The 25,977-nt window shown below is 27.8% G+C and carries 24 protein-coding genes; 17 read left to right on the forward strand and 7 right to left on the reverse strand.

Translation table 11 applies throughout. The features are described from left to right. Nucleotides 1–9: 9 nt before the first annotated feature. The 5 genes from E2O22_RS00595 to E2O22_RS00615 all read right to left on the reverse strand — a co-directional run bounded on the left by E2O22_RS00595 (nt 10) and on the right by E2O22_RS00615 (nt 7,949). The gene (locus E2O22_RS00595) at nt 10–2,244 is read right to left on the reverse strand and encodes an autotransporter domain-containing protein (RefSeq protein WP_133318755.1); all 2,235 of its coding nucleotides are present in this window, start codon (nt 2,242–2,244) and stop codon (nt 10–12) included. 94 nt (nt 2,245–2,338) lie between these two features. After that, nucleotides 2,339–2,905 carry an anthranilate synthase component II gene (locus E2O22_RS00600; RefSeq protein ID WP_133318756.1) on the reverse strand — a complete coding sequence of 189 codons (567 nt, stop codon included), beginning with the start codon at nt 2,903–2,905 and terminating at the stop codon, nt 2,339–2,341. After that, entirely contained in the window at nt 2,902–4,650 is a 1,749-nt protein-coding gene (locus tag E2O22_RS00605) for a chorismate-binding protein (protein ID WP_133318757.1), read from the reverse strand. Before E2O22_RS00605 ends, E2O22_RS00600 begins: the two co-directional genes overlap by 4 nt. Nucleotides 4,651–4,715: 65 nt before the next feature. Further along, a complete protein-coding gene (gene fliP, locus E2O22_RS00610; RefSeq protein WP_133318758.1) occupies nt 4,716–5,450 on the reverse strand; it encodes a flagellar type III secretion system pore protein FliP in 735 nt (244 codons plus the stop codon). Nucleotides 5,451–5,594: 144 nt separating this feature from the next. Further along, the gene (locus E2O22_RS00615) at nt 5,595–7,949 is read right to left on the reverse strand and encodes an autotransporter outer membrane beta-barrel domain-containing protein (RefSeq protein ID WP_133318759.1); all 2,355 of its coding nucleotides are present in this window, start codon (nt 7,947–7,949) and stop codon (nt 5,595–5,597) included. A 162-nt stretch (nt 7,950–8,111) separates the two neighbouring features. Between E2O22_RS00615 and glmU the strand changes: the two genes are divergently transcribed. From glmU to truA, 7 genes are read left to right on the forward strand one after another with little or no spacing between them, the layout of a single operon-like run. Beyond that, nucleotides 8,112–9,404 carry a bifunctional UDP-N-acetylglucosamine diphosphorylase/glucosamine-1-phosphate N-acetyltransferase GlmU gene (gene glmU / locus E2O22_RS00620; protein ID WP_133318760.1) on the forward strand — a complete coding sequence of 431 codons (1,293 nt, stop codon included), beginning with the start codon at nt 8,112–8,114 and terminating at the stop codon, nt 9,402–9,404. Next, the gene (coaBC, locus tag E2O22_RS00625) at nt 9,401–10,564 is read left to right on the forward strand and encodes a bifunctional phosphopantothenoylcysteine decarboxylase/phosphopantothenate--cysteine ligase CoaBC (RefSeq protein ID WP_133318761.1); all 1,164 of its coding nucleotides are present in this window, start codon (nt 9,401–9,403) and stop codon (nt 10,562–10,564) included. The genes glmU and coaBC overlap by 4 nt, the downstream gene beginning before the upstream one ends. Next, nucleotides 10,561–11,181 carry a hypothetical protein gene (locus tag E2O22_RS00630; protein WP_165955253.1) on the forward strand — a complete coding sequence of 207 codons (621 nt, stop codon included), beginning with the start codon at nt 10,561–10,563 and terminating at the stop codon, nt 11,179–11,181. The genes coaBC and E2O22_RS00630 overlap by 4 nt, the downstream gene beginning before the upstream one ends. Before the next feature lies 1 nt (nt 11,182). Then, complete coding sequence (gene uppS / locus E2O22_RS00635) at nt 11,183–11,851, forward strand: polyprenyl diphosphate synthase (protein ID WP_133318763.1); 669 nt, start codon at nt 11,183–11,185, stop codon at nt 11,849–11,851. Continuing rightward, entirely contained in the window at nt 11,848–12,597 is a 750-nt protein-coding gene (locus E2O22_RS00640) for a prepilin peptidase (protein ID WP_133318764.1), read from the forward strand. Before uppS ends, E2O22_RS00640 begins: the two co-directional genes overlap by 4 nt. Next, nucleotides 12,594–13,619, forward strand: coding sequence for an LptF/LptG family permease (locus E2O22_RS00645; RefSeq protein ID WP_133318765.1), 1,026 nt, complete (start codon nt 12,594–12,596; stop codon nt 13,617–13,619). Before E2O22_RS00640 ends, E2O22_RS00645 begins: the two co-directional genes overlap by 4 nt. Continuing rightward, nucleotides 13,619–14,353 (forward strand): tRNA pseudouridine(38-40) synthase TruA, encoded by a 735-nt coding sequence (gene truA / locus E2O22_RS00650; RefSeq protein WP_133318766.1) that lies wholly within the window; start codon nt 13,619–13,621, stop codon nt 14,351–14,353. Before E2O22_RS00645 ends, truA begins: the two co-directional genes overlap by 1 nt. Here the strand turns inward: truA and E2O22_RS00655 are convergent. Then, nucleotides 14,307–15,185: an EamA family transporter gene (locus E2O22_RS00655; RefSeq protein ID WP_133318767.1), complete on the reverse strand. Its 879-nt coding sequence runs from the start codon at nt 15,183–15,185 to the stop codon at nt 14,307–14,309. The genes truA and E2O22_RS00655 overlap by 47 nt on opposite strands. Before the next feature lies 1 nt (nt 15,186). Further along, nucleotides 15,187–15,639: a methylated-DNA--[protein]-cysteine S-methyltransferase gene (locus tag E2O22_RS00660; protein ID WP_133318768.1), complete on the reverse strand. Its 453-nt coding sequence runs from the start codon at nt 15,637–15,639 to the stop codon at nt 15,187–15,189. A 108-nt stretch (nt 15,640–15,747) separates the two neighbouring features. On the opposite strand from E2O22_RS00660, the gene E2O22_RS00665 reads away from it, so the two are divergent. From E2O22_RS00665 to E2O22_RS00715, 10 genes are all read left to right on the forward strand, one after another. After that, nucleotides 15,748–16,995, forward strand: coding sequence for an ankyrin repeat domain-containing protein (locus tag E2O22_RS00665; protein ID WP_133318769.1), 1,248 nt, complete (start codon nt 15,748–15,750; stop codon nt 16,993–16,995). Next, nucleotides 16,992–17,738: an SDR family NAD(P)-dependent oxidoreductase gene (locus E2O22_RS00670; protein ID WP_133318770.1), complete on the forward strand. Its 747-nt coding sequence runs from the start codon at nt 16,992–16,994 to the stop codon at nt 17,736–17,738. Before E2O22_RS00665 ends, E2O22_RS00670 begins: the two co-directional genes overlap by 4 nt. A gap of 16 nt (nt 17,739–17,754) precedes the next feature. Then, on the forward strand, nt 17,755–19,467 hold the full coding sequence (locus E2O22_RS00675) for a Na+/H+ antiporter NhaC family protein (protein WP_133318771.1): 1,713 nt from the start codon (nt 17,755–17,757) through the stop codon (nt 19,465–19,467). Beyond that, on the forward strand, nt 19,468–20,505 hold the full coding sequence (trmA, locus tag E2O22_RS00680) for a tRNA (uridine(54)-C5)-methyltransferase TrmA (RefSeq protein WP_133318772.1): 1,038 nt from the start codon (nt 19,468–19,470) through the stop codon (nt 20,503–20,505). 803 nt (nt 20,506–21,308) lie between these two features. Then, the gene (locus tag E2O22_RS00690; protein WP_133318774.1) at nt 21,309–21,632 is read left to right on the forward strand and encodes a MarR family winged helix-turn-helix transcriptional regulator; all 324 of its coding nucleotides are present in this window, start codon (nt 21,309–21,311) and stop codon (nt 21,630–21,632) included. A gap of 13 nt (nt 21,633–21,645) precedes the next feature. Continuing rightward, nucleotides 21,646–22,818: an MFS transporter gene (locus tag E2O22_RS00695; protein WP_165955254.1), complete on the forward strand. Its 1,173-nt coding sequence runs from the start codon at nt 21,646–21,648 to the stop codon at nt 22,816–22,818. Nucleotides 22,819–22,891: 73 nt separating this feature from the next. Next, nucleotides 22,892–23,260: a CoA-binding protein gene (locus E2O22_RS00700; RefSeq protein ID WP_243705625.1), complete on the forward strand. Its 369-nt coding sequence runs from the start codon at nt 22,892–22,894 to the stop codon at nt 23,258–23,260. Next, a complete protein-coding gene (ilvA, locus tag E2O22_RS00705; protein WP_133318777.1) occupies nt 23,257–24,468 on the forward strand; it encodes a threonine ammonia-lyase in 1,212 nt (403 codons plus the stop codon). Before E2O22_RS00700 ends, ilvA begins: the two co-directional genes overlap by 4 nt. 43 nt (nt 24,469–24,511) lie before the next feature. Beyond that, on the forward strand, nt 24,512–25,003 hold the full coding sequence (cetC, locus tag E2O22_RS00710) for an energy taxis response protein CetC (protein ID WP_133318778.1): 492 nt from the start codon (nt 24,512–24,514) through the stop codon (nt 25,001–25,003). A gap of 85 nt (nt 25,004–25,088) precedes the next feature. Continuing rightward, the gene (locus E2O22_RS00715) at nt 25,089–25,580 is read left to right on the forward strand and encodes a PAS domain-containing protein (protein WP_133318779.1); all 492 of its coding nucleotides are present in this window, start codon (nt 25,089–25,091) and stop codon (nt 25,578–25,580) included. Nucleotides 25,581–25,977: the final 397 nt, after the last annotated feature.

Here is a 25,977-nt window from a genome sequence, read left to right on the forward strand (position 1 = left end):
AATATTTTTTTAGAATTTGTATTTAAAACCTACTTGACCACTTACATAAGTTTCATTTTTACCATCTGTTTTACCAACTAGTATTTGTTTAGCTCCAATACCTGCATTTAGGCTAAATTGCTCGTTAATATCTACATTTCCACCTATGATGATTTGTCCATAAGTTTTTTTCTTATCATCACTTTTTACGCTAGGTAGCGCTACTCCATTTAAACTCGCTACATAATCATCTCCATTATTCATTACATATTGTTCTATTTTTGGAGTGATAAATAAATACGATGTTTCGCTCATATATTTTCTAAATTCAGCACCAAGTTCTAAAGAAATAGAATTATTACTAGCGCTATTGACATCTTTTCCTGCAATTCCATTTTCTTTATAGCTTGGGGTATATGCATAGTAGTAGTTTGCTCCGGCAAAAGGTTTGATAAATAAGGTATTATTACTAAAATCAAAAATATATCCCATGTTAGCACTCAAACCAAGGAATTTTCTATTAAAGTCAGCACTATTTGTAGTGTTAAATCCTCTATTTACAATATCTTGATCTGTTGGAGAAATTTGAGCATAAGCCTTAACATTAACTTCTACCTTTGGACTTATATGGATATTAGAATAAGCACCAAATTGGAAATTATCTGATTTTTGGGTTAAAAGATTATCTTTTATTTCAGCGTTTGCATAAGTAAAATAAGCACCAATAATAACATCATCATTGACTTTTCTATCCATACCTATAGTGGCTCCATATAAAGCACCACTATCTCCATCTATGATGTTTGCACCGCCTATTACATTACCCCAAATGCTGTTATTATAATTATCAACATAATTTCCTCTATAATCATTAGTAGCAAATCTTATTTGAGATAATTTTGTAGCGTAATTTCCATAAGGATTATTTAACATAGCTACACGAGAACCTATGGATACATCATTTGATACATTGATAGTCGAGTTTATACCTGATGAGGCTTGATTTACATTTGAGATAGATTTAGCTGAATCTTTTATATCATTTGCTACTTGTTCCCCGACTTTATCAAATTTAATACTACCTATTGCATTTAAATCTCCACCAATTTTAAGTCCATCTAAAATTTTAGAAACAAAGTCTTTGTTAGAAGCTGAAACACTAGAATCGTTTTTAATATAATCATCATTAGAGATTTCTCCACTTCCAGCATTGCTAATCATATCTTGAATTTGTTTTATTTGCTCATTAATTTTTGCAATAGCTTCATCAAATTTTTCTTTATTAGCACCTTCATCATCTTTGGCATCTTCTAAATCAGTTTTAACTAATTCTAGATATTTTTTATCGCTTTCTAGAATCATCTTATTGTTATTTACATTTTCATTTGCACCACCACTAATTAAAAGCTTATTATCTTTTGTAGAAAGTTCATATTCAACAAAATCTTTTACATCCATAGCTCTTACAACTTCATAATCAAGTCCTAAGTCTTTGTTGCTCATACCAACAATGCTTTCAAAATTTTTACTTATGTTTGCACTAGCTTTGTTTGAGCTTGTTATATCTTCATTAAATCCTTCACTTGCACTCATAAAAACATAATTATTTAAAGCTAAATCACCAAAACTTGTTGTTCCTATGGAAAAGTTTGAATTTGTGATATTTGCTTTACCATTTACTTGTATATGATTTTGACTTTTATTACCACCTATAGTAAATAGAGTAGATTGATCTGCTGTAAAATTTCCATTTACTTCAAGAGAGCCTCGTAGGCCATGTCCATCGCCGATTAAAATAGCTGAAGATTTTATATCATCTAAAACACCTTCTGTAGGACTAGATGAACCTTTTATACTAAAATCTCCATTAACGATCGATTTTCCATTTGTGCTTTGAAATATTACATCTATAGCTTCAGTTTTTTTAGCATTGATGGTATAGTTTGTTACATAACTAGCACCTTCGGAAGTATTTTTAAAACTAAGATTATTAGAATTTAAGTTAATATTTACTCTTGAGAGATCTTTATATTCATCATTAACTATATCATTAGCTAGGTCTGCGTGAAAAAGATCTATTGTTAAATCACCATTGGTATAGTCTGTTTTTAAATTAAAATTTCGTCCATCGTTTGTTTCAAAATGTTTCTTCATGCTGCCATCATAGCCGTTAATAGTAATTTCTTGAGCTAAAGCAGCACCGCTTAATAAAGCACTAATGCTAACTCCCATTAAAACTTTACTTGTGTAATAAGAAAGTTTCATTTGATTACTTCTTGTAAATTTAAATTGAAAAAAGCATTATACCCCCCCCCATAAATTTAAGTTTAAAGTAAATGAAAAAAATATAAATATTAGATTATTGCAAAGTAAGAAAGTTTTTAAGTAGCTTTTTGCCATTTTGACTTAGTATGGCTTCAGGGTGGAATTGAACTCCATAAATATCGTATTTTTTATGTTTTAAAGCCATGATGATATTATCTTCACTATGGGCTAAAATTTCACATTTTTTACCTATATGATTAACATAAAGAGAGTGATATAAACAAATTTTAAAATTTTGTTTAAGATTTTTAAAAAGTGGGTTTGGTTTAAATTTTATAGTTTTTACCTTACCATGAGTTGGTTTTGGAAGTTTAGAAATTTTACCACCAAAAACATGTGCTATACATTGGTGTCCTAGACAAATTCCAAGAATTTTTTTATCTTTTTTAAAATATTTTATAGCTTTTAAACTTAACTTTGATTCTTTTGGAGAATTTGGTCCAGGGGAGATTAGAAGATGGGTAAAATCATATTTTTTAAGCTTTTTTGGATTTTTGAATTTATCGTTTTTAATAATTTTATAAGTAATGTTTAATTCTTTTAAATAAAAGGCTATGGTGTAGGTAAAAGAATCATAATTATCTATAATCAAAACTTTCACAAAAATACCTTTTTTAAGCCTCTTAAAGAATTAATAGCATAAATTTCTTTAGCATTTAAAAGCTCATCTTTAGTGATATCTTTTTCTTTGATGAGCTTGTGTTTTAAGAGTGTTTGTCTATAAATACCATTTAGGCAGTTTTTAGCATAAGGGGTAAAATACTCATCATTTAAATTTATAATAATGTTACTTCTTGAACCCTCACAAAGTATGCCTTTTTCATCAAAAAAAACTATGTCATAGCAAATATTTTCTTTCCATAGATGAGAATTTGCCTCATATAAACTACGCAGAGAAGTTTTATGGTGTGTTAAAAGATTTACTTTTATGATGTCTTTACTTATGAGTAGTTTTTTGCTTGAATTTTCTTGTATATTGCTAAAATCAAACTCATAAAGGCCATTTTTAAAAAGTTTTAATTTAATAGCCTTTGAGCCTTTTTGAGTAAAATTACTTTTTGTAAAAAAATGATGATGATTGAAAACAAAATTGTTAAAATTTTGTAAAGATTTAAAATGGAATTTTTTATCTTTGCTCTCTAGTATATTTTTAAAATCATGTTTTAATCTTTGAGTATCAAAGCCAAAAAAATTAGCTGAGTTTAAAATTCTTGTCAAATGTTCTTTGAAAAATAAAATAGAGTGATTTTTATAATACATTGTTTCAAATAAATAAAAGTTAGGTTTTAAAATTTTACTTTTTAGTTTTAATTCTTCAAATTCATCTTGTTTTTGTGAGTCCCACACAAGTCCGCTTCCCACACCATATCTTAAAAAATCATCATTATTTTTTTTCTCTAAAGTGCGTATGGCTACGCTAAATTTTGCTTTATCTTTATGGATTAAACCTATCGCTCCACAATAAATCCCGCGTTTTCTTTGCTCTAAATTTTCTATGAGTTTAATAGTTTCTATTTTGGGTGCACCTGTGATAGATCCACATGGAAAAAGGGCTTTGAAAATTTTAAAATAATCATTTTTTGGCTTTAATTTCCCACTTATTTTTGAAATGAGTTGGTGTAAGGTAGGGTAGGTTTTAACCTTAAAAAGTTCGCATTTTAAAGAATGTTTTTTGATGAGTTTTGAAATATCATTGCGTAATAAATCAACTATCATTACATTTTCACTAATAGTTTTTTCATCGCATTTTAAAAAGTTTTTTAGACTTTCATCTTCTTTTGGATTATTTGAGCGTTTGATTGTGCCTTTCATGGGTTTTGTGATGATTTTTTTATTTTTGATTTTAAAAAAAAGTTCAGGTGAAAATGAAGCCAATTCTAAAAATTCATTTTTCATATAAGCTTTATAGGGGGTATTTTGCTTAGGATAAAGGCTTAAAAAACTCTCATACACATTAAGATTTGATTGTAAATGTAGTTCTTGAGTAAGATTAACTTGATAACTTTGACCTTTAGCTATGGCTTCTTTGACTTTGTCAAAGTTTTCAAAATACTTTTCTTGGTTTAAATTGGATGAAAAACTTGGATAAAAGTCTAAATTTTTTTCTTCGTTTGTAAAGATTTTTTTTGATTTAAAAGCAAAAAAATATAAAAAAGGCTCTTTGCTTTTATAATTTTTATCTTCTAGATATTTATAGAATTCATATTGAATATAGCCTAAAAAATAATATTGATTTTTATATTTTTCTATGATTTTAAAAGCTTTTTTACTTTCTTTTTGAGTGTGAGCTTTAAGAGTGAAGGCAAGATCATCATAAAGGTATTTTCCAAATATAGCAAATGCCATTTAAAATCTTTGATTTAGAAAAATACAAATAAAGCTAATAATACACATATTTTTGCTCTAAATTGCTAAGTTAAAAAGCTTTTGACGAGATTTTGTATAAGTAAATTCCATCCATCTACCAAAACAAAAATAAGCAATTTAAAAGGCATGGAAATCATAACAGGTGGTAACATCATCATACCCATAGCCATTAGCACTGAGCTTACTACCATATCAATAACTAAAAATGGCAAGAAAAGTAAAAAGCCTATTTCAAAAGCAGTTTTAAGTTCACTTATCATAAAAGCAGGCACTAAAACCGTTAAAGGAACATCATCTATGGTTTTTGGATTTTCTAAATTTCTGATCCTATAAAAAAGTGCTAAGTCTTTTTCTCTGGTATTTTTTAACATGAAATCTTTAAAAGGTTTAACGCCTTTAGCAAAGGCTTCTTCATAGCCTATTTGTTCAGCAATATAGGGTTTTATGCCTTCATTGTATGATTTTGTAGCAACAGGTTCCATAATAAAAAAAGTTAAAATCAAAGCTAGTGTCGCTAAGATAGTATTTGGAGGCATGGTTTGTGTGCCAAGAGCAGTTCTTAGAAAAGAAAAAACTACTATAAGTCTTAAAAATGAAGTCATTACAAAGATGATAGTTGGAGCAAGTGCTAGTATAGTTAAAACTATAATTATATTTAAAGTTGTTACGAGCTGTTGAGGGCTATTTGGGGCACTAAGGCTTAAATTTACAGTTGGTATAGTTGCTTCAGCGCCAAAAAGAGCTAGGCTTGATAAAAATAAAACTAGTAAAACCCTCAAAATATTTCCTTGGTTAAAATTAAAAGCATTATTTTAGCAATTTTACTCTTAAAAATGCAATTTATATGATTGAATTAATGGTTTATTTTTAAAATGCTAGAGTGAAAAACTCTAGCATTTAGGAGTTTCTCAAAAAATATTTTTTTAGAATTTGTATTTAAAACCTACTTGACCACTTACATAAGTTTCATTTTTACCATCTGTTTTACCAGCTAGTATTTGTTTAGCTCCAATACCTGCATTTAGGCTAAATTGCTCGTTAATATCTACATTTCCACCTATGATGATTTGTCCATAAGTTTTTTTCTTATCATTACCTTTGATGATAAAATTTGAATTTGATCCAACAAATCCAGCTACATAATCATCTCCATTATTCATTACATATTGTTCTATTTTTGGAGTGATAAATAAATATGATGTTTCGCTCATATATTTTCTAAATTCAGCACCAAGTTCTAAAGATATGGAATTATTTGTCATACTTTGAACATCTTTTGCAAACATACCACTTTCTTTATAACTTGGAGTGTGTGCGTAGTAGTAATTTATACCAGCAAAAGGCTTGATGAATAATGATGATGAATTTGGATTAAAAATTCTACCGGCATTAGCACTTAAACCAAAGAATTTACTATCAAAATCAGCCTTATTAGAATCATTTAACATTACAACACTTTGATCTGTTGGAGAAATTTGCCCGTAAGCTCTTAGATTAATTTCCCATTGATCGTTTGGATTAATTAAAGAATAAATACCAAATTGATAGTTATCTGATTTTTGTTCCATAACTCCATCTTTGATAGTTGAATCAGCATAAGTAAAGTAAAAACCAAGCAAAGCATTATCATTGATTTTTCTATCAGCACCTAGTGTAAATCCATATAAAGCACCACTATCTCCATCTATGATATTTGCACCACCAAAAACATTACCCCAAAAGCTATTATTAAATGAAGAATTTCCATAATAATTATAAACATCGCTTGCTAGTGCTGCTATATGGGTTGTAGCAAATTTTTCTACTAAAGCTTTATCTTGATAAGGATTTGAAAGTTTTGCTATTCTTGTTCCAATTGCTAGGTCATTTGCTACACCTATAGATGAATTGACAGAAGAATTTTGAGCATTATTTACTATAGCTTTTGCACTTGCTTTTGTATTTGTGGTAAGTGTGTTTAGATTTTTTCCTGTGGTATCTAGAGTGAGTGCTGCGATAGCATCATTGCTAAGTTTAGAATCTAAAATACTATTTAGCATATTTACAGCTAAATTTTTATTTTCTAAGCTAATATCTTTCATATTTTCAACTAAATCACTACCATCAAATTTTCCACCATTATCTTGTATATCTTGGATTTGTTGTTCTAATTTTTTAATTTGTTCTTGCAGTTCTTTTTCTGCTTGTGCTATGGCTTCAAGCATAGCATCATCGCCAATATATCCTGGTTTTTGGTAGGTTCCAAATCCAGAATTTTCTAAATTTTCATTTCTTTTAATATCTTCTTTTATATTATTAAAGCTATCTAAAGCTTCTTTTCTAATATCAATTTCAGATTTTAATATTTTTGATAAATCTCTTACATTTTCATTAGCACCACCGCTAATTAAAAGACTTTTGCCATCATTAGAAACACTAAGTTTATAATCTGTAAATTGAGCCAAATCAGTATCTTCAAAAAATACATTTTTTGGAAGTAAATTACTTGTTTCAAGCATGCTCGTTATATCTTTAGTATATAGTGCCGTTACTATGTTTTTATCTATATCTTGGTTAAAATTGCCTGTAGTTTTTATAGCTACATAGTTGTTTATACCTAAATTTGAAACACTATTTGTGCTTATGCCTATAGCTGAATCTTTTATATTTACATCTCCATCTACAGAGATTAAGCCACCTTTTTTATTTGCATCAAATATACCAATAAAAGAATTGTTTACATTTAAATTTCCTTGTATGCTCATATAGCCATCTTTTTCGCCATATCCATTCCATACATCTAAACTAGGTCTATCAAGTTCTTCGTTGCTTATATTATCATTTGTTATAGGCGAGCTACCATTAAGTGTAACATTTCCTTTTATATTAAAAGCTTTATTTGCTTTTAAAGAAGTTTGATCTTTATTTAAAATAATTTCTTTTGCTTCTAAATTAACACTATATAAATCATATCGTGCTTCATTAGTTGAAGTTTCACCTAGATCTACCCAATCTGAATCAGATCCTATGGTTAAAATACCACTTGTTTTGATATTAATTTCTTTTATTGTCTTTCCAGCCCCATTTATACCTTCTTGGATAGGATATAGTTGGAGTATACTCGGACTTATTTTTAATTCTATATTTTCTTTAGAATCTAAACTCCAAATTCCATCTTTATAGTTAAAAAAATCAGAAAAATTTCCATGATTTATCTCTTGAGCTAAAGCAGCACCGCTTAATAAAGCACTAATGCTAACACCCATTAAAACTTTACTTGTGTAATAAGAAAGTTTCATTTGATTACTCCTTGTAAATTTAAATTGAAAAAAGCATTATACCCCCCCCCATAAATTTAAGTTTAAAGTAAATGAAAATCTGTAAAAAACAAATAACAACTAGTAAGAATTTTTACTTTAGCTTGTTAAAATAAGCAATAATTTTTAAAACAAAGGTAAATTATGAAAATTTCTGTGCTTATTTTGGCTGCTGGACTTGGCACGCGTATGAAATCACAAAATCCAAAAGTGCTTCAAAAAATTTGCTCAAAAGCAATGATTTTACATATTTTAAAACAAGCATATAAAATTAGTGATGATGTATGTGTGGTGCTTTCTCATCAAAAAGAAAAGGTTGAACAAGTTATTTTAGAGTATTTTCCAAATACACGCTTTTTAGAACAAGACTTGCAAAATTTTCCAGGTACTGCAGGGGCTTTAAGGGGTTATGAGAGTAAGCATGAAAAAGTATTGATTTTATGTGGCGATATGCCTTTAGTTAAAGCAGATGATTTAGAAAAAATAGCTTTAAATGAGAGTGATTTTAATGTGGCAGTTTTTGAAGCAAAAGATCCAAAAAGCTATGGAAGAATAGTTTTAAAAGAAAATAAAATTCAAAAAATAGTAGAAACAAAAGATGCAAATAAAGAAGAACTTACTATAAACATTTGCAATAGTGGTGTTTATGCTATAAAAGCACAAATTTTAAAAGAAGTATTGCCTTTGATAAAAAATGATAATAAAGCCAAAGAGTATTATTTAACCGATGCGGTTTATTTAGCAAAAGAAAAGGGCTATGAAATCGATGCGGTGTTTATAAATGAGCAAGATTTTATGGGGGTAAATGATAAAGTAGAGCTTTGTTTAGCTCAAGATCTTATGCAAGAAGCGATTAAAAAAGAATGGATGAAGCAAGGGGTGATTTTTCACATGCCTGCGACGACTTTTATTTCAGATGAAGTTGAGTTTATAGGTGAGTGTGAAGTATATGAAAATGTGCGTATAGAAGGAAAATCAAAAATCATTAATTCTATCATTAAAAGTTCAAGTGTGATTGAAGATAGTATAGTAGAAAATAGCGATGTAGGGCCTTTAGCGCATTTGCGTCCAAAATGTCAGCTTAAAAATACGCATATAGGAAATTTTGTAGAATGTAAAAATGCTTTATTAAATGGAGTTAAAGCAGGGCATTTGAGTTATTTAGGAGATTGTGAAATAGATGAGGGAACTAATATAGGTTGTGGCACCATCACTTGTAATTATGATGGGGTAAAAAAACATAAAACTAAAATAGGTAAAAATGTTTTTGTAGGTTCAGATACGCAATTTATCGCTCCGGTTGAGATAAAAGATGAGGTAATCATCGCAGCAGGAAGCACAGTGTATAAAAATGTAGAAAAAGGTTCTATGTATATTAGTAGAACTAATGCTCAGATTGTGGAAAATTACTATTATAAAAAATTAGGCAAAAAATGAAAACTATCTTACTAGCAGTAAGTGGAAGCATAGCTTTTTATAAAGCTTATGAGCTTATTTCTTTATTAAAAAAAGAAGGTTTTAGGGTTAAAGTTTTGCTAAGTCAGGGAGCTTTAAAATTTGGCACTAAGCTTAGCTTTGAAGCTTTAGCGGATGAAGTTTTATGTGAAGATAATGAAAGTTGGCAAAATACTAATAATCATATAGCTTTTAGTAAGACTTGCGATTGTGTGCTTTTTGCGCCTGCTAGTATAAATTCTATCAATAAATTAAACTATGGTATAGCAGATAATTTATTCATTCAAACTTTAATAGCAGTAGATAAAAATAAACCATTTCTAATCGCACCCGCTGCAAATACAAACATGTATTTACATTTTAGCACTCAAAATTCTTTAAAAAATTTAAAAGAGCAAGGTTATATTATCATTGATCCTATAGTTAAAACTCTAGCTTGTAAAGATGAAGGCTTGGGAGCTTTGGCTGAGCTTGATAGTATTATAAATGCTTTAAAAAGAAGTCTAATGCAAGAAGATTTTTTTAAAGATAAAAGTTTTATTGTAAGCGGTGGCGGGACTAAAGAAAAAATTGATGATGTAAGATGTATTAGTAATTTTTCAAGTGGAAAAATGGCAAAGGCAATTGCTGATGCCTTGTATTTTTTAGGTGCTAAAGTAGTGTTAGTTAGCTCAGTAGAGTTTAAAACACCTTATAAATTAGAAAAATTTGAATCTTCTTTAGAACTAAAAGAAAAATTGCAAAAATACAAAGATTTTGATGCTTTAATTATGGCTGCTGCTGTGAGTGATTTTACTCTTGAGGCTTATAAGGGTAAGATTAAGAAAAATGAGCATTTAAACGGACTTGATTTAAAATTAAAGCTTAATGAGGATATCTTAAAAAATTTAGATTTTAAAGGCAAAAAAATAGGCTTTAAAATGGAATTTGATGAGCAAAATGCTTTAGAAAATGCTAAAAAATCTTTAGTTGGTAAAAATTTAGATATGGTGTGTTTAAATGTCTTAAATGAGCAAATGAACTTTGGAAGTGATGAAAATAGCATTTGTTTTATCACTAAAGATAGCATCTCTCAAAGTTCTAAACAAAGCAAAGAAAAACTTGGTTTTATTTTAGCACAAGAATTAAGGAAACTTTGGTGAATATCATCAACTCAACCTTACCTGTAAGAATGCAAATTTTAGAAAAACGCGCATATAATCGCTATGTATTGCTTTTAAACACTAAAAAGCTTGAAACAAAAAGTTTGATAGAGCTTGAAGTAGGGGAGGAGTATTTAGCTGAAGTTTATGAAGACAAAGGCGTGATTTCTTTTAAAAATCTTTTGAAAAAGCCTAAAATTAGACTTTTTGAAGAAGGTGCTGAACTTATAGAAAAGCTTTTACAAGAAGGTGATGAAAAAGCTTGGTATAAAAAATTCATTATCCAAAGACTTATGGAAAGCAAAAGCGCATATGAGTTTGAAATTTATAAGGAAATGTTTTTTGCGTTTTTTGAAGGAATTTACCATATACCTTTTGTTTATGAGGGAAATAGAGCTTTGTTTGAAGCTAAGAAAAATGGAAATATTTTAGAGGTATATTTGTATTTTGAAATTTTTGGTGCTTTAAAAATTATAATTGATAATGGTAAAATCATACGCATACAAACACCTTTTGCCAAAGTAGCACATTTTTTAAACGAGTATTTTAAATTTGAAGTAGTTAATACGCTCAATCCTATGTTTGTTTTTAAAAGATTGATGGATATAAAGGGATAGAATGAATGAGTTAAAGCATCTTGCTGTAGTAATGGATGGCAATAGAAGATGGGCTAGAAAAAATGGACTTTTGGAAAAAATTGGCTATAGTCAAGGTGCTAAAGTTGTTGAAAAAATTATAGAAGTATGTATAGATGAAAAAATTCAAAATCTAACCCTTTATGCTTTTAGTACAGAAAATTGGCAAAGACCAAAAGAAGAAGTGGAGTTTCTTTTTAAGCTGTTAAATAAATATCTTGATGAATCTTTAAATAAATTTATAGCTAATGAAGTGCGTTTTAAAGCCATAGGAAATTTAAGTCTTTTAGATGAATTAACCTTAAAAAAAATACAAAATTTTCAAGAACAAACTAAAAATTACACAAAATTATGCGTAAATTTAGCTATTTCTTACGGAGGCAAGGATGAAATAGTTAGAGCGGTTAAAAAGGTGATTGAAAAAAATCTTGAAATTAATGAAGTAAATATACAAGCAAATCTTGACTTAAGTGAAGATGTGGATTTGTTTTTAAGGGTAGGGAGCGCTAAAAGAATTTCAAATTTTTTATTATGGCAATCAAGTTATGCAGAAATTTATTTTAGTCAAACCTTATTTCCTGCACTTACTAAAAAAGAAATCACAAATATCATTACTGAGTTTAAAAAACGCAAAAGAACCTTTGGTAAATGATATTTTTCTTTTTATTATTAGGACTTTGCGTGGGTTCTTTTGTCAATGTTTTGATTTTAAGAACGATTAATAAAGAAAGCATAATAAGTCCAAGATCAAAATGTCCTAAGTGTTTTAAAACTTTGAAATTTTATCATCTTTTTCCTTTGTTATCTTTTGTATTTTTAAAAGGCAAATGTGCTTTTTGTAAGGAAAGAATTTCTTTGATTTATCCTTTTAATGAATTTATTTGTGCGTGTTTGTTTGTCTTTGCTTTTTATTTAATTGAAGATGTTTTTCAAATTTTAATTTTTGCTTGTATGCTAGCTGTATTATTAGCACTTTCTTGGATGGATTATTATCTAAAAGCAGTGAGTGAGCTTTGGCTTTGGATTTTATTTATTTTAGCTTTTTGTTTTGATTTTTTGCAAAATGGTTTAAATTTAGAGGATTTTCAAGATAGCTTTTTATTTAGAGTGTGTTTTGGAGCGGGGTTAATTTTTATACTAAAAAGTGTGATTAATTTTATTAAAAATTTTAAAAAAAGAGATGAAATTTTAGAAAGTTTAGGGGAAGGTGATGTTATAATAATAGCTTTGATTTTTGGAATTTTTGGCTATGAAAAAGGCTTTTTGATTTTATTTATTGCAAGTTTTTTAAGTCTTTTGATGTTTATAAAAATAGCCAAGAAAGATTATCAAATGCCTATGATTCCTTTTTTATTTTGTGGAATTTTGATTAATCTAAGTGTAGAAAGTATATTATGAAACTAGTTTATAAGTATTTGCTTAATCAGTTTTTAAGTACAATGTTATCTTTATTTTTTACTTTATTTATTATTGTTTCGATTATTTTTTTTATACAACTTGCTAAAATTACTGCTTATATTGAAATTACTTTTTTTGAGTTAATCAAATTATGTATTTTTCTTTTACCAAAGATATTGATTTTTACTCTACCCATATCTTTTTTCATAGCTTTGACTTTGGCCTTTTATAGACTTTCTAGGGAAAATGAAAGCACAGTGTTATTTGCTTTGAGTATAGCTCCAAGCATGATAGCAAGTTTTTTTGCAAAAATTGCAGCTTTAGTAAGTACTTTTATGCTTGTGGTGGTTTTGGTTTTTATACCTATATCTTTTGAACTTTTTGATAATTTTGTAGATTATAAAAAAATTAGTGCTAAAGTAAGTATAAAAACAGGGGAATTTGGACAAAGATATGGAGAATGGCTTGTTTTTATCGATGCCAAAAATTCTGATGAAACTTATAAAAATATCATAATGTATCATCCAAAGAAAAACCCACAAGATAAAGAACAAGTGATTTTAGCCAAAGAAGGAAAGTTAGAAACAAATGATGGTGTTATTACTTTTAAACTAGACGAAGGAAAAGCTTATGAGATTAAAGAAGAAGATTGGCATATTTCTAGTTTTAAAAATTTATTAATTAAAAGCAAACTTTCTTCTAAAGAATTAAATACTCAAAGTTTTTATGGGTATTGGTCTGATGTAACAAGCAATAAAGAAAAAGCAAAAGAATTTGTTATTTATATTCTTATAGCTTTATTTCCTTTAGCTAGCGTGCTTTTTGCACTCTCTTTTGGTATAGTAACTTATCGTTATGAAAAAGGTTTTGCTTATTTTGGAATTTTTGTGATTATTTTTGCTTATTTTACGCTTTTGATTAGTTTTTATAATCCTCCTTTTGTAGCTATTGCTGTGATTTTTTCAAGCTTTTTAATTACTTCTTTGTTTTATTTTAAAGCAAAAATTGCAAGTAAGTATTAATGCTTTTAAAATTAACTTTTTCTTATGATGGTTCTAAATTTCAAGGTTCAGCCACCCAGCCACATAAGCTTAGTGTTCAAGATACCTTAGCGCAGGCCTTGTCGCATTTGGGTATTTATGAAAAGCCTTTATTTGCTTCAAGAACTGATAAAGGTGTGCATGCATTTAATGCAGTCGCTTGCGTAAAAGCGGGAGAACATTTTAAAGATTTTGTATATTTAAAAAATAAAATTAATCATTTTGCACACCCATTTATACATATAAAGCATATCCAAAGAATGCAAGAAAATTTCCAAGTGCGTTTTGATGTGCAAAAAAGAGCATATCGCTATATTATAAGTCATGGAAAATATAATCCCTTTTTAGCCTCATATGTGTATTTTTATCCAAAAATAAATATTAAATTAGCCAAGGAAATTGCTTTTTTATTTGAAGGAGAGCATAATTTTAAACTCTTTCAAAAAGAAGGCTCTGATAATAAAACAAGTATAAGAAAAATGTATAAAACTAGAGTTTATGCTTATAAAAATTACACTGTGTTTTATTTTGAAGCAAATGGTTTTTTAAGATCTCAAATTAGAATGATGATGGCAAGTATTTTAAAAGTATTAGAAGGAAAAATGAGCAAAAATGAGCTTTTAGATCAAATCAATGCCAAAAAAGCTCATTGTAGATTTTTAGCTCCTGCTAGTGGTTTGTATTTGAGTAAGATTTCTTATTATAATAATGCATGATTTTTTTATGTATAAAAAATGAAAAAAGAATGATCAAGGTCCCTATGCAAAAAGGTAGTAGCTCTACATCTACTCCAAAAATACTCATATTGATAAAAATACTTATAGGTATAATAGCATTATTCATCAAAGCTAAAACCCCGTTATCTACTTCAGTGGAGCCTTTGTTCCATAAAAAATATCCAAATCCTGAAGCAATAGTCCCAAGATAAATCAAAGCTATCCAAGAACTTAAATTGGATGGTAAATTATTATAATCTCCAAAAAATAAAAAAGCAGGTAAGGTTATACTGGTTGCGCCTAAATAAAAATAAGCGAAAGCTTCTTTTTGGTTTAAGTTTGTATTTTTTTCTAATAAAATTTTATAAAAACTTTGTCCAGCGCCAAATACTAAATTAGCTCCTTGAATAAGTAAAAAACCATATAAAAAATTAGAGTTAATATTATCAAATTTAACTACAAAAGCACCTACAATACATATAAAAATACTTATAAAATATAAATATCTAAGATTTTTTGAAAAAAGCCCATAAAAAAGTACAACATAAAAAGGTGTAAAAATCGTAAAAAGTGCCACTTCGCTTACACTTAAATATAAAAAAGAATGATAATAAAATAAATTCATCACACCAAGTTGTAAAGCTCCAATGCTTATGAGTTTTAGTTTTAAATGCAAATTCAGCTTAAAATTTAAAAAAGGTAAAAATACTAATAAAGACAAAAAAACTTTTGCAAATGCAGCAAAAAAACTATCCATTTCTAAGGTTATAAAATGCCCAATTAATGGAAAAGAAAAAGCCCAAATAAAACTTGCTAGTAATAAACTTGGCATTTTAAAGCACACCTTCTAATTTAAGTAAAGCTTCTTTGATAAATAAACCACCATTGTATCCGCCTAAGTGATTTTTAGCTACCACTCTATGACAAGGTATAAAAATTGCAAGTTTGTTTTTAGAATTTGCATTACCTACCGCTCTAAAAGCTTTTGGATGATTGACAAAAGAAGCAATTTCTTGATAGGTTTTAGTTTGTCCATAGGGAATTTTAATTAAAGCTTTATATACTTTTTGCTCAAATTCGCTCCCCTGAAGAGCTAGGGGTGTATTAAAGAAAAAAAGTTTTTTATTAAAATAAAGGTCTAGCTCTTCTAAGGCTTGTTCTAAAATAGTGTGTTTATCTTTGCTAAAATTGGGCTTATATGTTATAAAATCAACATTGATAAGTTTATTTTCATTACTCTGCAAAAGAATATAAGCAAAACTAGCTTTGTAAAAACTTTGATACATTTTTTCCTCATTTTAAAATAATCATTGTATGAATTTTAAATTAATTAATTGTTATTAAAGCAAAAATTTAGTTAAAATAGTGATTTAATTTATATCAAAGGAAAATATTTGAGGATTTTATTATTTAGTTTGATTATAAGTTTAAATGCATTAGCTTTAGATTACACTTGCGGGTATGTCAAAGAAAATAAGATGGATTTTTTTAAAGAGTTTAAACCACAAGTTTCTCAAGATTTTGCTCAAGTAGATTTAAATTGCGATTTTTCTTTAAAAAATAATCAAATTACAAAAAGATTATATGAGCTTGCTAATGAAATTAGAGGAAGTAATAGTGCCTGTATGGGAGGGGAATATTTTAGCGATTTGAGAAAATTTGATTTTAAATTATTAGAAATTGCGCTTGATCCGCAAGTTTATCAAAAAACTTTACAAGATCCTATAATACTTGAAGAAAAATTTGCAAAATTAAAAGCTTATTTTAGATTTTGGGCTTATCAAAGTATAGGAAATTTTAAGCTCTTTAAGGAATTTTGGAAAGAGTATAATAATGCGATTAATCCTTTAACAAAATATTTTCAAAACGAATTTAATCTAGATAAAGCAAGTGCTATTTACTTTGCTAGTAATGCTTTGAATGAATTTTTAAATTGGGCAGTTGGCGAGACTAAAATCTTTAAAGATATTTCGGACTTTGAAAAATTTGTGGCTAATAAAAACAACTCTTTAGAACAAATAAAAGAATATATTTATTCTAAAAAAATTAGCAATTTAGAATTAAATAATGGTTTTAAATCTGCTTTGTTAAACAATAGAGAAAGTCAAATTATAAGTGAGTTTATAAAATTAGGTGTAAAAATAAATGAAGGTTATGAGTCTGCTTTGTTTTTTGCATTAGATAGTGCAGATAATGTCAAGCTTTTATTGGAAAATGGGGCTATTATTGATTATAGAAATTCTTTTGGAAAAACACCTTTGTTTTATGCAGTTGAATACAACAATTATAAGGTTGCAAAAGTTTTATTAGAAAATGGAGCTAATGTAAATCAAAAATACATTAACGATAATGAAAAACTTTCTATTGCTAGTATGGGAAGTAATACGCCATATTTCATTACTTTATGTGCACTTGAGCATACTTCTAAAAATATTTTTATGCATGGAGCAAACTATGCAGATGTAAAAATGCTTAAGTTACTTATAGATTACAAAGCAAATTATAAAGAAATTGATGATTTGGGATTTAACGCTCTTGATTTTGCCATAATTGCAAAAAAAGAACAAAATATTAAATATCTAAAAAAACTTGGTTTAAAGGAAAATGAGAATTTGATGCTATATGAAGAGACACAACCATGAAAACTGCTTTAATAACTGGAGTAAGTTCAGGTTTTGGACTAGAGAGTTTAAAAGCTTTAATAGAACTTGATTATAAAGTTATAGCTATAGCAAGACGCAAAGATAGATTAGAAAAACTACAAGAGCTTTATGGGGATAAAATTTATCCCATAGAACTTGATGTCAGAGATAAACAAGCAGTTTTTGCATCAATTGAAAATTTACCTCAAGATTTTGGCAATATTTCTTTGCTTATTAACAACGCAGGTCTTGCTTTAGGTTTAAATGAATTTGATTCTTTGGATATTGAAGATATTGAAGCCATGGTAGATACTAATATCAAAGGCTTTTTATATGTAGCAAGAGCTGCTTTACCTTTACTTAGAAAAGCAAAAAATGCCCACATAATTAATCTTGGCTCAATTGCAGCTAATGTGCCTTATTATGGAGGTAATGTTTATTGTGGAACTAAGGCTTTTGTGGCACAATTTTCCAAAGCTTTAAGAACGGATTTGCGTGGAAGTAATATAAAAGTAACAAATATCGCTCCAGGGCTTTGTAAAACTGAATTTAGTGAAGTGAGATTTAAAGGTGATATTAAAAAAGCTGATGAGGTTTATGAAAATACTAAATATATCAAAGCTGAAGATATAGCAAAAATTATTACTTTTATCGTTAGCTTACCTGAGCATATTAATATTAACGAAATAGAGCTTATGCCTGTGACTCAAACATGGGCAGGAACTTTTAGCGAAAAAATATAAAAACTTAAGGATAATTATGAAAATTTTTTATTTATTATTAGCTCCTTTGTTGTTATTTGCTGATGCACAAGCAAATGCAGAACTTTTTGGAGCTTGGACGCTTTTACCACCGGTGATAGCTATTATTTTAGCTTTTGTTACTAAAGATGTAGTACTTTCGTTATTTATTGGTGCATTAAGTGGTACTTTTATGTTAGGACTTATTGAAAATAGTATTTACCATGCTATCATTGCTTCTTTTACAGGCTTTATTTCCAAAGTGGTAAATGCCATGGCAAGTCCGGGTAATGCAGGAATTTTATTGCAAGTTTTAACTATAGGTGGTGTTGTAGCTCTTATTACCAAAACAGGGGGGACAAAAGCAGTAGCTCTTTGGCTTTCTACTAAAGCTAAACAAGCAAAAAGCTCACAATTTGCTACTTGGTGCATGGGAATTTTTATTTTCTTTGATGATTATGCCAATTCATTAATCGTAGGTCCTATCATGCGTCCGGTAACAGATAAATTTAGAGTAAGCCGTGAAAAGCTTGCTTTTATAATGGATGCAACTGCAGCACCAATTACCGGTCTTGCTATCATTTCTACTTGGATAGGACTTGAAATTTCTTTAATTCGCAGCGGATATGATCTAATTGATAATGCAACTTTTGCACATTTAGGTGTAGTAAAAGAAGAAATTAACGCTTTTGAAATCTTTGTACAAACCTTACCTTATAGATTTTATAATCTTTTTATGTTGATTTTTGTTGTTTTGACTATTTATACAGGTAGGGAATTTGGACCTATGTTAAAAGCTGAACTTAGAGCTAGAGCAGGTAAATTTTCTCATGGTCATGAACAAATTGATAATATAGAAGATAAGGTCTTAGAGCCAAAAGAGCATGTAAAATTGCAAGCTTCTAATGCTATTATACCTTTAGCTGTCTTGATCGTGTTTTCATTTATAGGTTTTTATTTTAGTGGTTATAATGCCTTAGATGATGTGAGTGTTAAAGCACAAATTGATGCAGCACCGCTTAGTTTATTTGCTTTTAGAGAGACTTTTGGCGCAGCTGATGCTTCAGTTGTATTGTTTCAAGCAGCGCTTTTAGCTACCATAGTAGCTATTATTTTGGGAATGTATAGAAAAATATTTACTTTAAAAGAAGCTATTGCGGTTTGGACTCATGGCTGGAGAACTATGATTATGACTGTGATTATTTTACTTTGTGCATGGTCATTAGCTTCTGTGATTAAAGATTTGGGAACTTCTAAATATTTAATTGACTTATTTTCAGATAAAACACCTCTTTATTTGCTTCCTACAGCAATTTTTATTTTTGCTTCTATTATTTCTTTTTCAACGGGAACTAGTTATGGAACTATGGGTATTTTAATGCCTTTGGCTATTCCTTTAGCTATGGCTGTTGGGGTTCATAATGAATTAAGCGGAGCAGAGTTGCACCAATATATGATTATTAATATTTCAGGGGTTTTAACAGGAGCTATTTTTGGAGATCATTGCTCACCAATTTCTGATACAACTATACTTTCATCTATGGGAAGTAAGTGTGATCTTTTAGCTCATGTTAGTACACAAATGCCTTATGCTTTGAGTGTTTGTGCTATTAGTATACTTTGTGGTTATTTACCGGTAGCATTAGGACTTAATGTATGGCTAGGACTTGTTTTTGGAATCTTAGCTATGATAGCTTTACTTTTTGTGGTTGGCAAAAAGGTAGATGCGTAAATGTATTTTGAAGAAAAAATTGCTTTAAACAAAGCATTGTTTTCTTCTTTATATGATGGAGAAATTCAGTGCTTTAAATCACCTTTAAAAGCTTATAGAACTAGGGCGGAATTTTCTATATATCATCATGAAAATGGGAAAATTTCTTATGCAATGTTTGAAAATAAGAAAAAAATTCCTATTGAAAATTTTGATATAGCAGATGAAAAAATTCAAAAATATATGCCTATTTTATTAAATAATCTAAATGAAAATTTAAAACAAAAGCTTTTTGGAGTAGAGTTTTTAGCTACAAAATTAGATTTAAGTATAACTTTACTTTTCCATAAAAATATAGAGCTAATTGCACAAGATTTACAAGAATTAGCAGAAAAATTAAACCTTAAGCTCATAGCAAGAAGTAGGGGTAAAAAACTTGTATTTAATGGAGAAAATTTAAGACAAATTTTAAACATCAATACAAATGAATTTTTATATGAGTTTAATAATGATTGTTTTATCCAACCCAATACTTTTATTAATGAAAAGATGATCGAATGGGTTGTATCTTGTGTAGAGAGTGATTTTAAGCAAGATTTATTAGAGCTTTATTGTGGTTATGGAAATTTTACTATAGCTTTAGCAAGAAATTTTAAAAAAGTTTTAGCAACTGAAATTTCTAAGAAAAATATTGAGTTTGCTTTAAAAAATTGCGTTTTAAATTCTATTGAAAATATAACTTTTACAAGGCTTTCTAGTGAAGAGTTAAGTCAAGCATTGAAAAAAGAAAGGGAATTTAATCGCTTAAAAGACATAGATTTAGATGGTTTTAAAATATCTCATGTCTTAGTTGATCCTCCAAGAGCAGGACTTGATTTAAGTGTGATTGAACTTATTAAAAATTATGAAAATATCATTTATATATCGTGCAATCCTATCACTTTAAAAGAAAACCTTGAGAAATTATGCAAAACTCATAAAATATCCAAATTTGCATTTTTTGATCAATTTGCAAACACAAATCATCTTGAATGTGGTGTTTATTTGAAAATCAAATAACAATATAAAACATTAATTTTGCACATATTACAATAATTATAGTAAAAATAAATACAATAGGATGAATATATGCATGAAAAGGATTTTGTTTTTTTAAGATTATTTTATAAAAAAGAGAAAATAGTATTAATATAAAAATACAAAAAGCAAAGAATATTTTGCAAATAAATATCCAATTTAATGAATTTAAGTGAAAATGAGCTAAATATAAACCGCTAAGAAATAAAATCAATACAATAGGTGGCATTATTTTAATTGTATTTTTTATATCCAAATTTAATTTTCTTAATAAGAATACATCGGTAAATAAAAATCCTATAAAAAATATAGCACAAAATAAATGTATTATTAGTATATAAGGATAAATATCGATCATGATTACAACCTTTATTGTGATAATTTTTAATATTTTATAATACTTAGTGGTAAAATTTATTGACTTATGTTAAATTATGTTAAGCATTATAAAATAATAATGCAAGTTTTATTAGTATAAATAAAGTCTCTAAAGTCATAGTTTAATCTAAGCTAATTTGAGTTTGTCAATACTACAAATATTTGTAAATTTAAAATATTATAACAAAGTTACAAGCTTTAATTTTTTGATATTTTTTATCTTAAATGCAGAATGTATTTAAGGAAAAAACTTATATAAGTTAGAATTTATGTAATCTTTGTTACTATTAAAATAGTTGATTTAATCAATTAATTTTTACAAAGGATTTCTCATATTTTTTCAAAAAATTACTTATACAAATAGAAAAATACTCTATAAAGTCAATGAAATTTTAAAGCCATTTGGATTGAAATCAAGTGATTGGAGAGTTTTTGTTTATTTAAGCCATCATCAAAATAGCACTTTAGCTCCAATATGTGAATTTTATCAAATGGATAAAGCTATACTTTCTAGAGTTGTTTCCAAACTAGCAAAACTTGAATATATAGAGTTTTTAAAAGCTGATGATAAAAGAGAAAAGATCATTACTTTAAGTGCCAAGGGTAAAGAAATTTTTTTTGATGCAAATGTTTGTATAAGAAAATATGAAAAAGAAATCTTAGATATATTAGATGAACAAGATCAAGAAGTGCTTTTAAAATTACTTGATTATATCAATGAAAAAATTTAAGAAAGGTTTTTTCATGGGTCTTAGTAAGAAATATAATTTATTTAATGTAAATTTTTTCTGTATTTTTGGGATAAATTTTGTTATTTGTCTTGTTTTTTATATGAGTACTATTTCTAGTACAGATTATGTTTTGGGTGTTTTAAATCTTCAAACTAGCACCGCAGGACTTATAATGGGTGCTTTTGTTATAGGTGCTTTGCTTTCTAGACTTTATTTTGGTTCTATTATTGATGGTATTAATATAAAAAAAGTGATTATATTTTCACTTTTATTTTATCTTTTTATTAATTTAATGTATTTGAAATTTTATAATGTGTATTTTTTGGTATTGATACGCTTTTTAGCTGGAGTTTGCTATGGAATTTGTTCTTGTGCTTGTGGGGCAGCTATTGCTAGAATAATACCTAGTAATAAAAGAGGAATTGGTATAGGGTATTATGCTACGAGTGTTGTTTTAACTTCAGCTTTAGGGCCTTTTTTGGCCATAAAACTTGACTCTATCAACTTATTTCAACTAAGCTTTTTAATTGCAAGTGTGAGTATTATCTTTGCATTAGTTTTATCAATTTTTTTAAAAGTAAGAAGATTTAAAAAACATTATCATGTAAAAAGAAAATTTAGTATTTATAATTACTTTGAAAAATCAGTTTTAAATTTGGCTTTGATTACTTTTTTGATCGCATGTCCTTTTGGAGCTATTATAGCTTATATGAGTGCTTATACTCAAAGTTTAAATTTAAGCTTTGCTGGATCTATGTTTTTTGTAATATATGCTGGATTTTCTATAGTTTTTAGACCTCTTGCTGGAAAGGTATTTGATAAACATGGAGCTAATATTATAATAATTTTTTCATTATTTAGTTTTATATTGTGTTTACTTTTACTTGCGTTTGCAAAAAATTTTTATATGATTATTATCGCCGGTATATTTTGTGCACTAGGTTATGCAAATGCTACTTCAAGTGCACAAGCTTTGGCTATCAAACTAGCTCCTAAAGAAAAAATGGGGTTAGCTAATTCTACTTTTTTTCTATCTTTGGATTTTGGCATAGGAGTTAGTCCTTATTTGTTGGGTATTGTTGAACCAAGTATAGGTTTTGCTAATGTCTATGCACTTTGCGCTGTACTTGTTTTGTTTGCTCTTGTTTTATATTATTTATTAATAGTTAAAAAAACTTTTTGTTAATTTTATTTTAGATACAATGCTTTTTAAAAATAAGGAAAAAGCATTGTGTGATACTCATAAAATACTAAGTTCTATGAAAAATATCGCCATTATAGGACTTAGTCCTAATCAAGAAAAACCTTCGTATTTTGTAAGCAAATATTTACAAGATTTATCTTATACAATTTATCCTATCTATCCTAAAGAAGATTTTATTTTAAACGAGAAAGTTTATAGAAATTTAAGGGAAATTCCTTTTGAAATCGACACGGTTGTAATGTTTAGAAAAGCAAGTTACGCAAATGAAATTTTTGAAGATCTTTTAGCTAAAAATGTTAAAAATTTTTGGATGCAACTTGGTATTATTAACGATGAAATAATGCAAAAATGTAAAAAATTTGATATAAATTGTGTTCAAGATCGTTGTATTAAAGTAGAATTAGATAAAAAAGGTAAATCATGATTGAGTTAAATAAAATTTATCAAGCAAAGCAAAAAATTGCAGATTTTGTATTAAAAACCCCTTTGGTGCACTCTTCTTTTTTAAGTGAGTTTTTAGATACTGATGTTTTTCTAAAATGTGAAAATTTACAAAAAACAGGTGCTTATAAAATCAGAGGTGCTTATAATGCTATTGCTAATTTAAGTAAAGAACAAAAGCAAGCAGGTGTAATAGCTGCAAGCGCTGGAAATCATGCACAAGGAGTTGCAATTAGTGCTAAAAAATTTGGGATAGAAGCTGTGATTGTTATGCCTGAAGCTACACCTTTGCTAAAAGTAAGTGCGACTAAAAATTTAGGTGCAAAAGTGATTTTAAAAGGAGATGATTTTGATGAGGCTTATGCTTATGCGTTAAATTATGCTAAAGAACATCATTTAAATTTTATTCATCCTTTTGAAAATGAAAGTATTATAGCAGGGCAGGGTACTTTAATGCTTGAAATGCTTGATGAAATAAGTGATTTAGATATGATTTTAGCTCCAGTTGGTGGGGGAGGTTTGATTAGTGGAGTGGCGAGTGCTGCTAAGCAGATTAATCCTAATATAAAAGTTATTGGAGTGAGTGCTAAAGGAGCTCCTGCTATGTATGAGAGTTTTAAAAGTAAAAAAATAATCAATTCAAAGGCTGTGAGAACCATAGCTGATGGTATTGCGGTGCGTGATGTAAATAAAATTAATTTTGATATTATTCTTGAATGTGTTGATGATTTTATTCAAGTTGATGATGAAGAAATAGCTAATGCGGTGTTATATTTACTTGAAAAACATAAAATCACAGTTGAAGGTGCTGGAGTATCAGCAGTTGCTGCACTTTTACATAAAAAAATAGATTTAAAAAATCATAAAAAAGTAGGCGTGATTTTAAGCGGTGGAAATATTGATGTACAAATGTTAAATATTATCATAGAAAAAGGTTTGTTTAAAGCTTTTAGAAAAATGCTTATCAATGTTACTTTGGTTGATAAACCAGGAGCTTTGAGTACTTTGAGTGATGCTATAAAAGAAGCTCAAGCTAATATAGTTAAAATTGATTATGATAGATTTTCCACTAAGCTAGAATATGGTGATGCGATGATTTCAATTACTTTGGAAACAAAAGGAAAAGAACATCAAGAATTAGTCAGAAAGATACTTTATGACAAAGGTTTTAATTTCAATGAAATTTTATGATAAATGAAATATAATATTTTGTAAATAAATTATAAGGAAAAAAATGTCGCAAGAAAAAATTTTAGAACCAGATACATTAATAACCTCTAAGACAGATTTAAAAGGGGATATTATTTATGCTAATGATGATTTTTTAAAATATGCGGGTTATAAAATGGAGGAAATTTTATATAAACCTCATAATATTGTGCGTCATCCTGATATGCCAAAAACTGTTTTTAAATGTTTATGGGATTATATACAAGATGGAAAAGAAATTTTTGCTTTTGTTAAAAATAAAACCAAACAAAATGATTATTATTGGGTTTTTACTAATGTTACAGCTTCTTTTGATGAACAAGGAAATATTATAAATTATTATTCAGTTAGAAGAAAACCTAAAAGAGAGGCAATATCAACCATAGAGCAAGTTTATAAAATTCTTTTAGAAATAGAAGAAAAAGATGGTATAAAAGCCGGAGTGGATGAACTTGTTAAGATAGTTAATTCTTATGGTATGAGTTATAATCAATTAATTTTAGAGCTTCAAAGATGAATTTGATAAATTTTGTTTATAAATTATTATTTTATATTGAGATATAATTACTCCCATTTTAATTTTAAACTAAGGAGATTGTGTCATGTCTTCAGAAAAAATTCTAACCTCGGATGTTTTAATAACATCAAAAACTAATTTAAAAGGTGAGATTATTTATGCAAATGAGGATTTTTTGAGATATTCTGATTATAAAATTGAGGAAATTTTATACAAACCTCACAGTATCATGCGTCATCCTGATATGCCAAGAACGGTTTTTAAATATTTATGGGATAACATTCAGCTTAAAAAAGAAGTTTTTGCTTTTGTAAAAAATAAAACAAAATATAATGATTATTATTGGGTTTTTGCTAATATAACTGCTTCATGTGATGAAAATGGAAACATTTTAAATTATTATTCAGTTAGAAGAAAACCAAATATGGAAGCTATCAAAACAATAGAAGAAATTTATAAAGTTCTTTTGTTGAAAGAAAAAGATGGTGGTATTAAATCTGGAATAGAAGAGTTAAAAGCAATAGTAAAATCTTATGGGGTGACCTATAATGAACTAATGATGAAAATTCAAAAATAAAAAAGGATTTCTTATGAAAAATATTTTGTTTCTTGGTATAGTTTTAAGCATAGTAGCCTGTATTAATTCTTTGTTTTATGCAGAGTTTATTTCCTTAGGTTTCTTTTTAGTTTTGTTTTGTTTATTTATATATGGATTGTTTATTTTAAAAAAAGAAGAACAATTTAGCGATAAGATTTTACATCTTAGTAGAGAGTTAAAAAATGGTAATTTTGATTCAAGAATTGTATATATTAAATGTGCTAATAAAAAATTAAAAGAAATTGCTGATAATCTTAATAATACAATAGATGGTTTAGAAGCTTATTTAAGAGAGATAAATACTTCAATTGCTTGTTCTCAAAAAGGTGAATATTTTAGAAGAGCTATCCCTGAAGGTTTAAAAGGTATTTTTGTT

The sequence above is a fragment of the Campylobacter lari genome (assembly GCF_004357905.1).
GTDB classification, from domain to species: Bacteria; Campylobacterota; Campylobacteria; order Campylobacterales; family Campylobacteraceae; genus Campylobacter_D; species Campylobacter_D lari_D.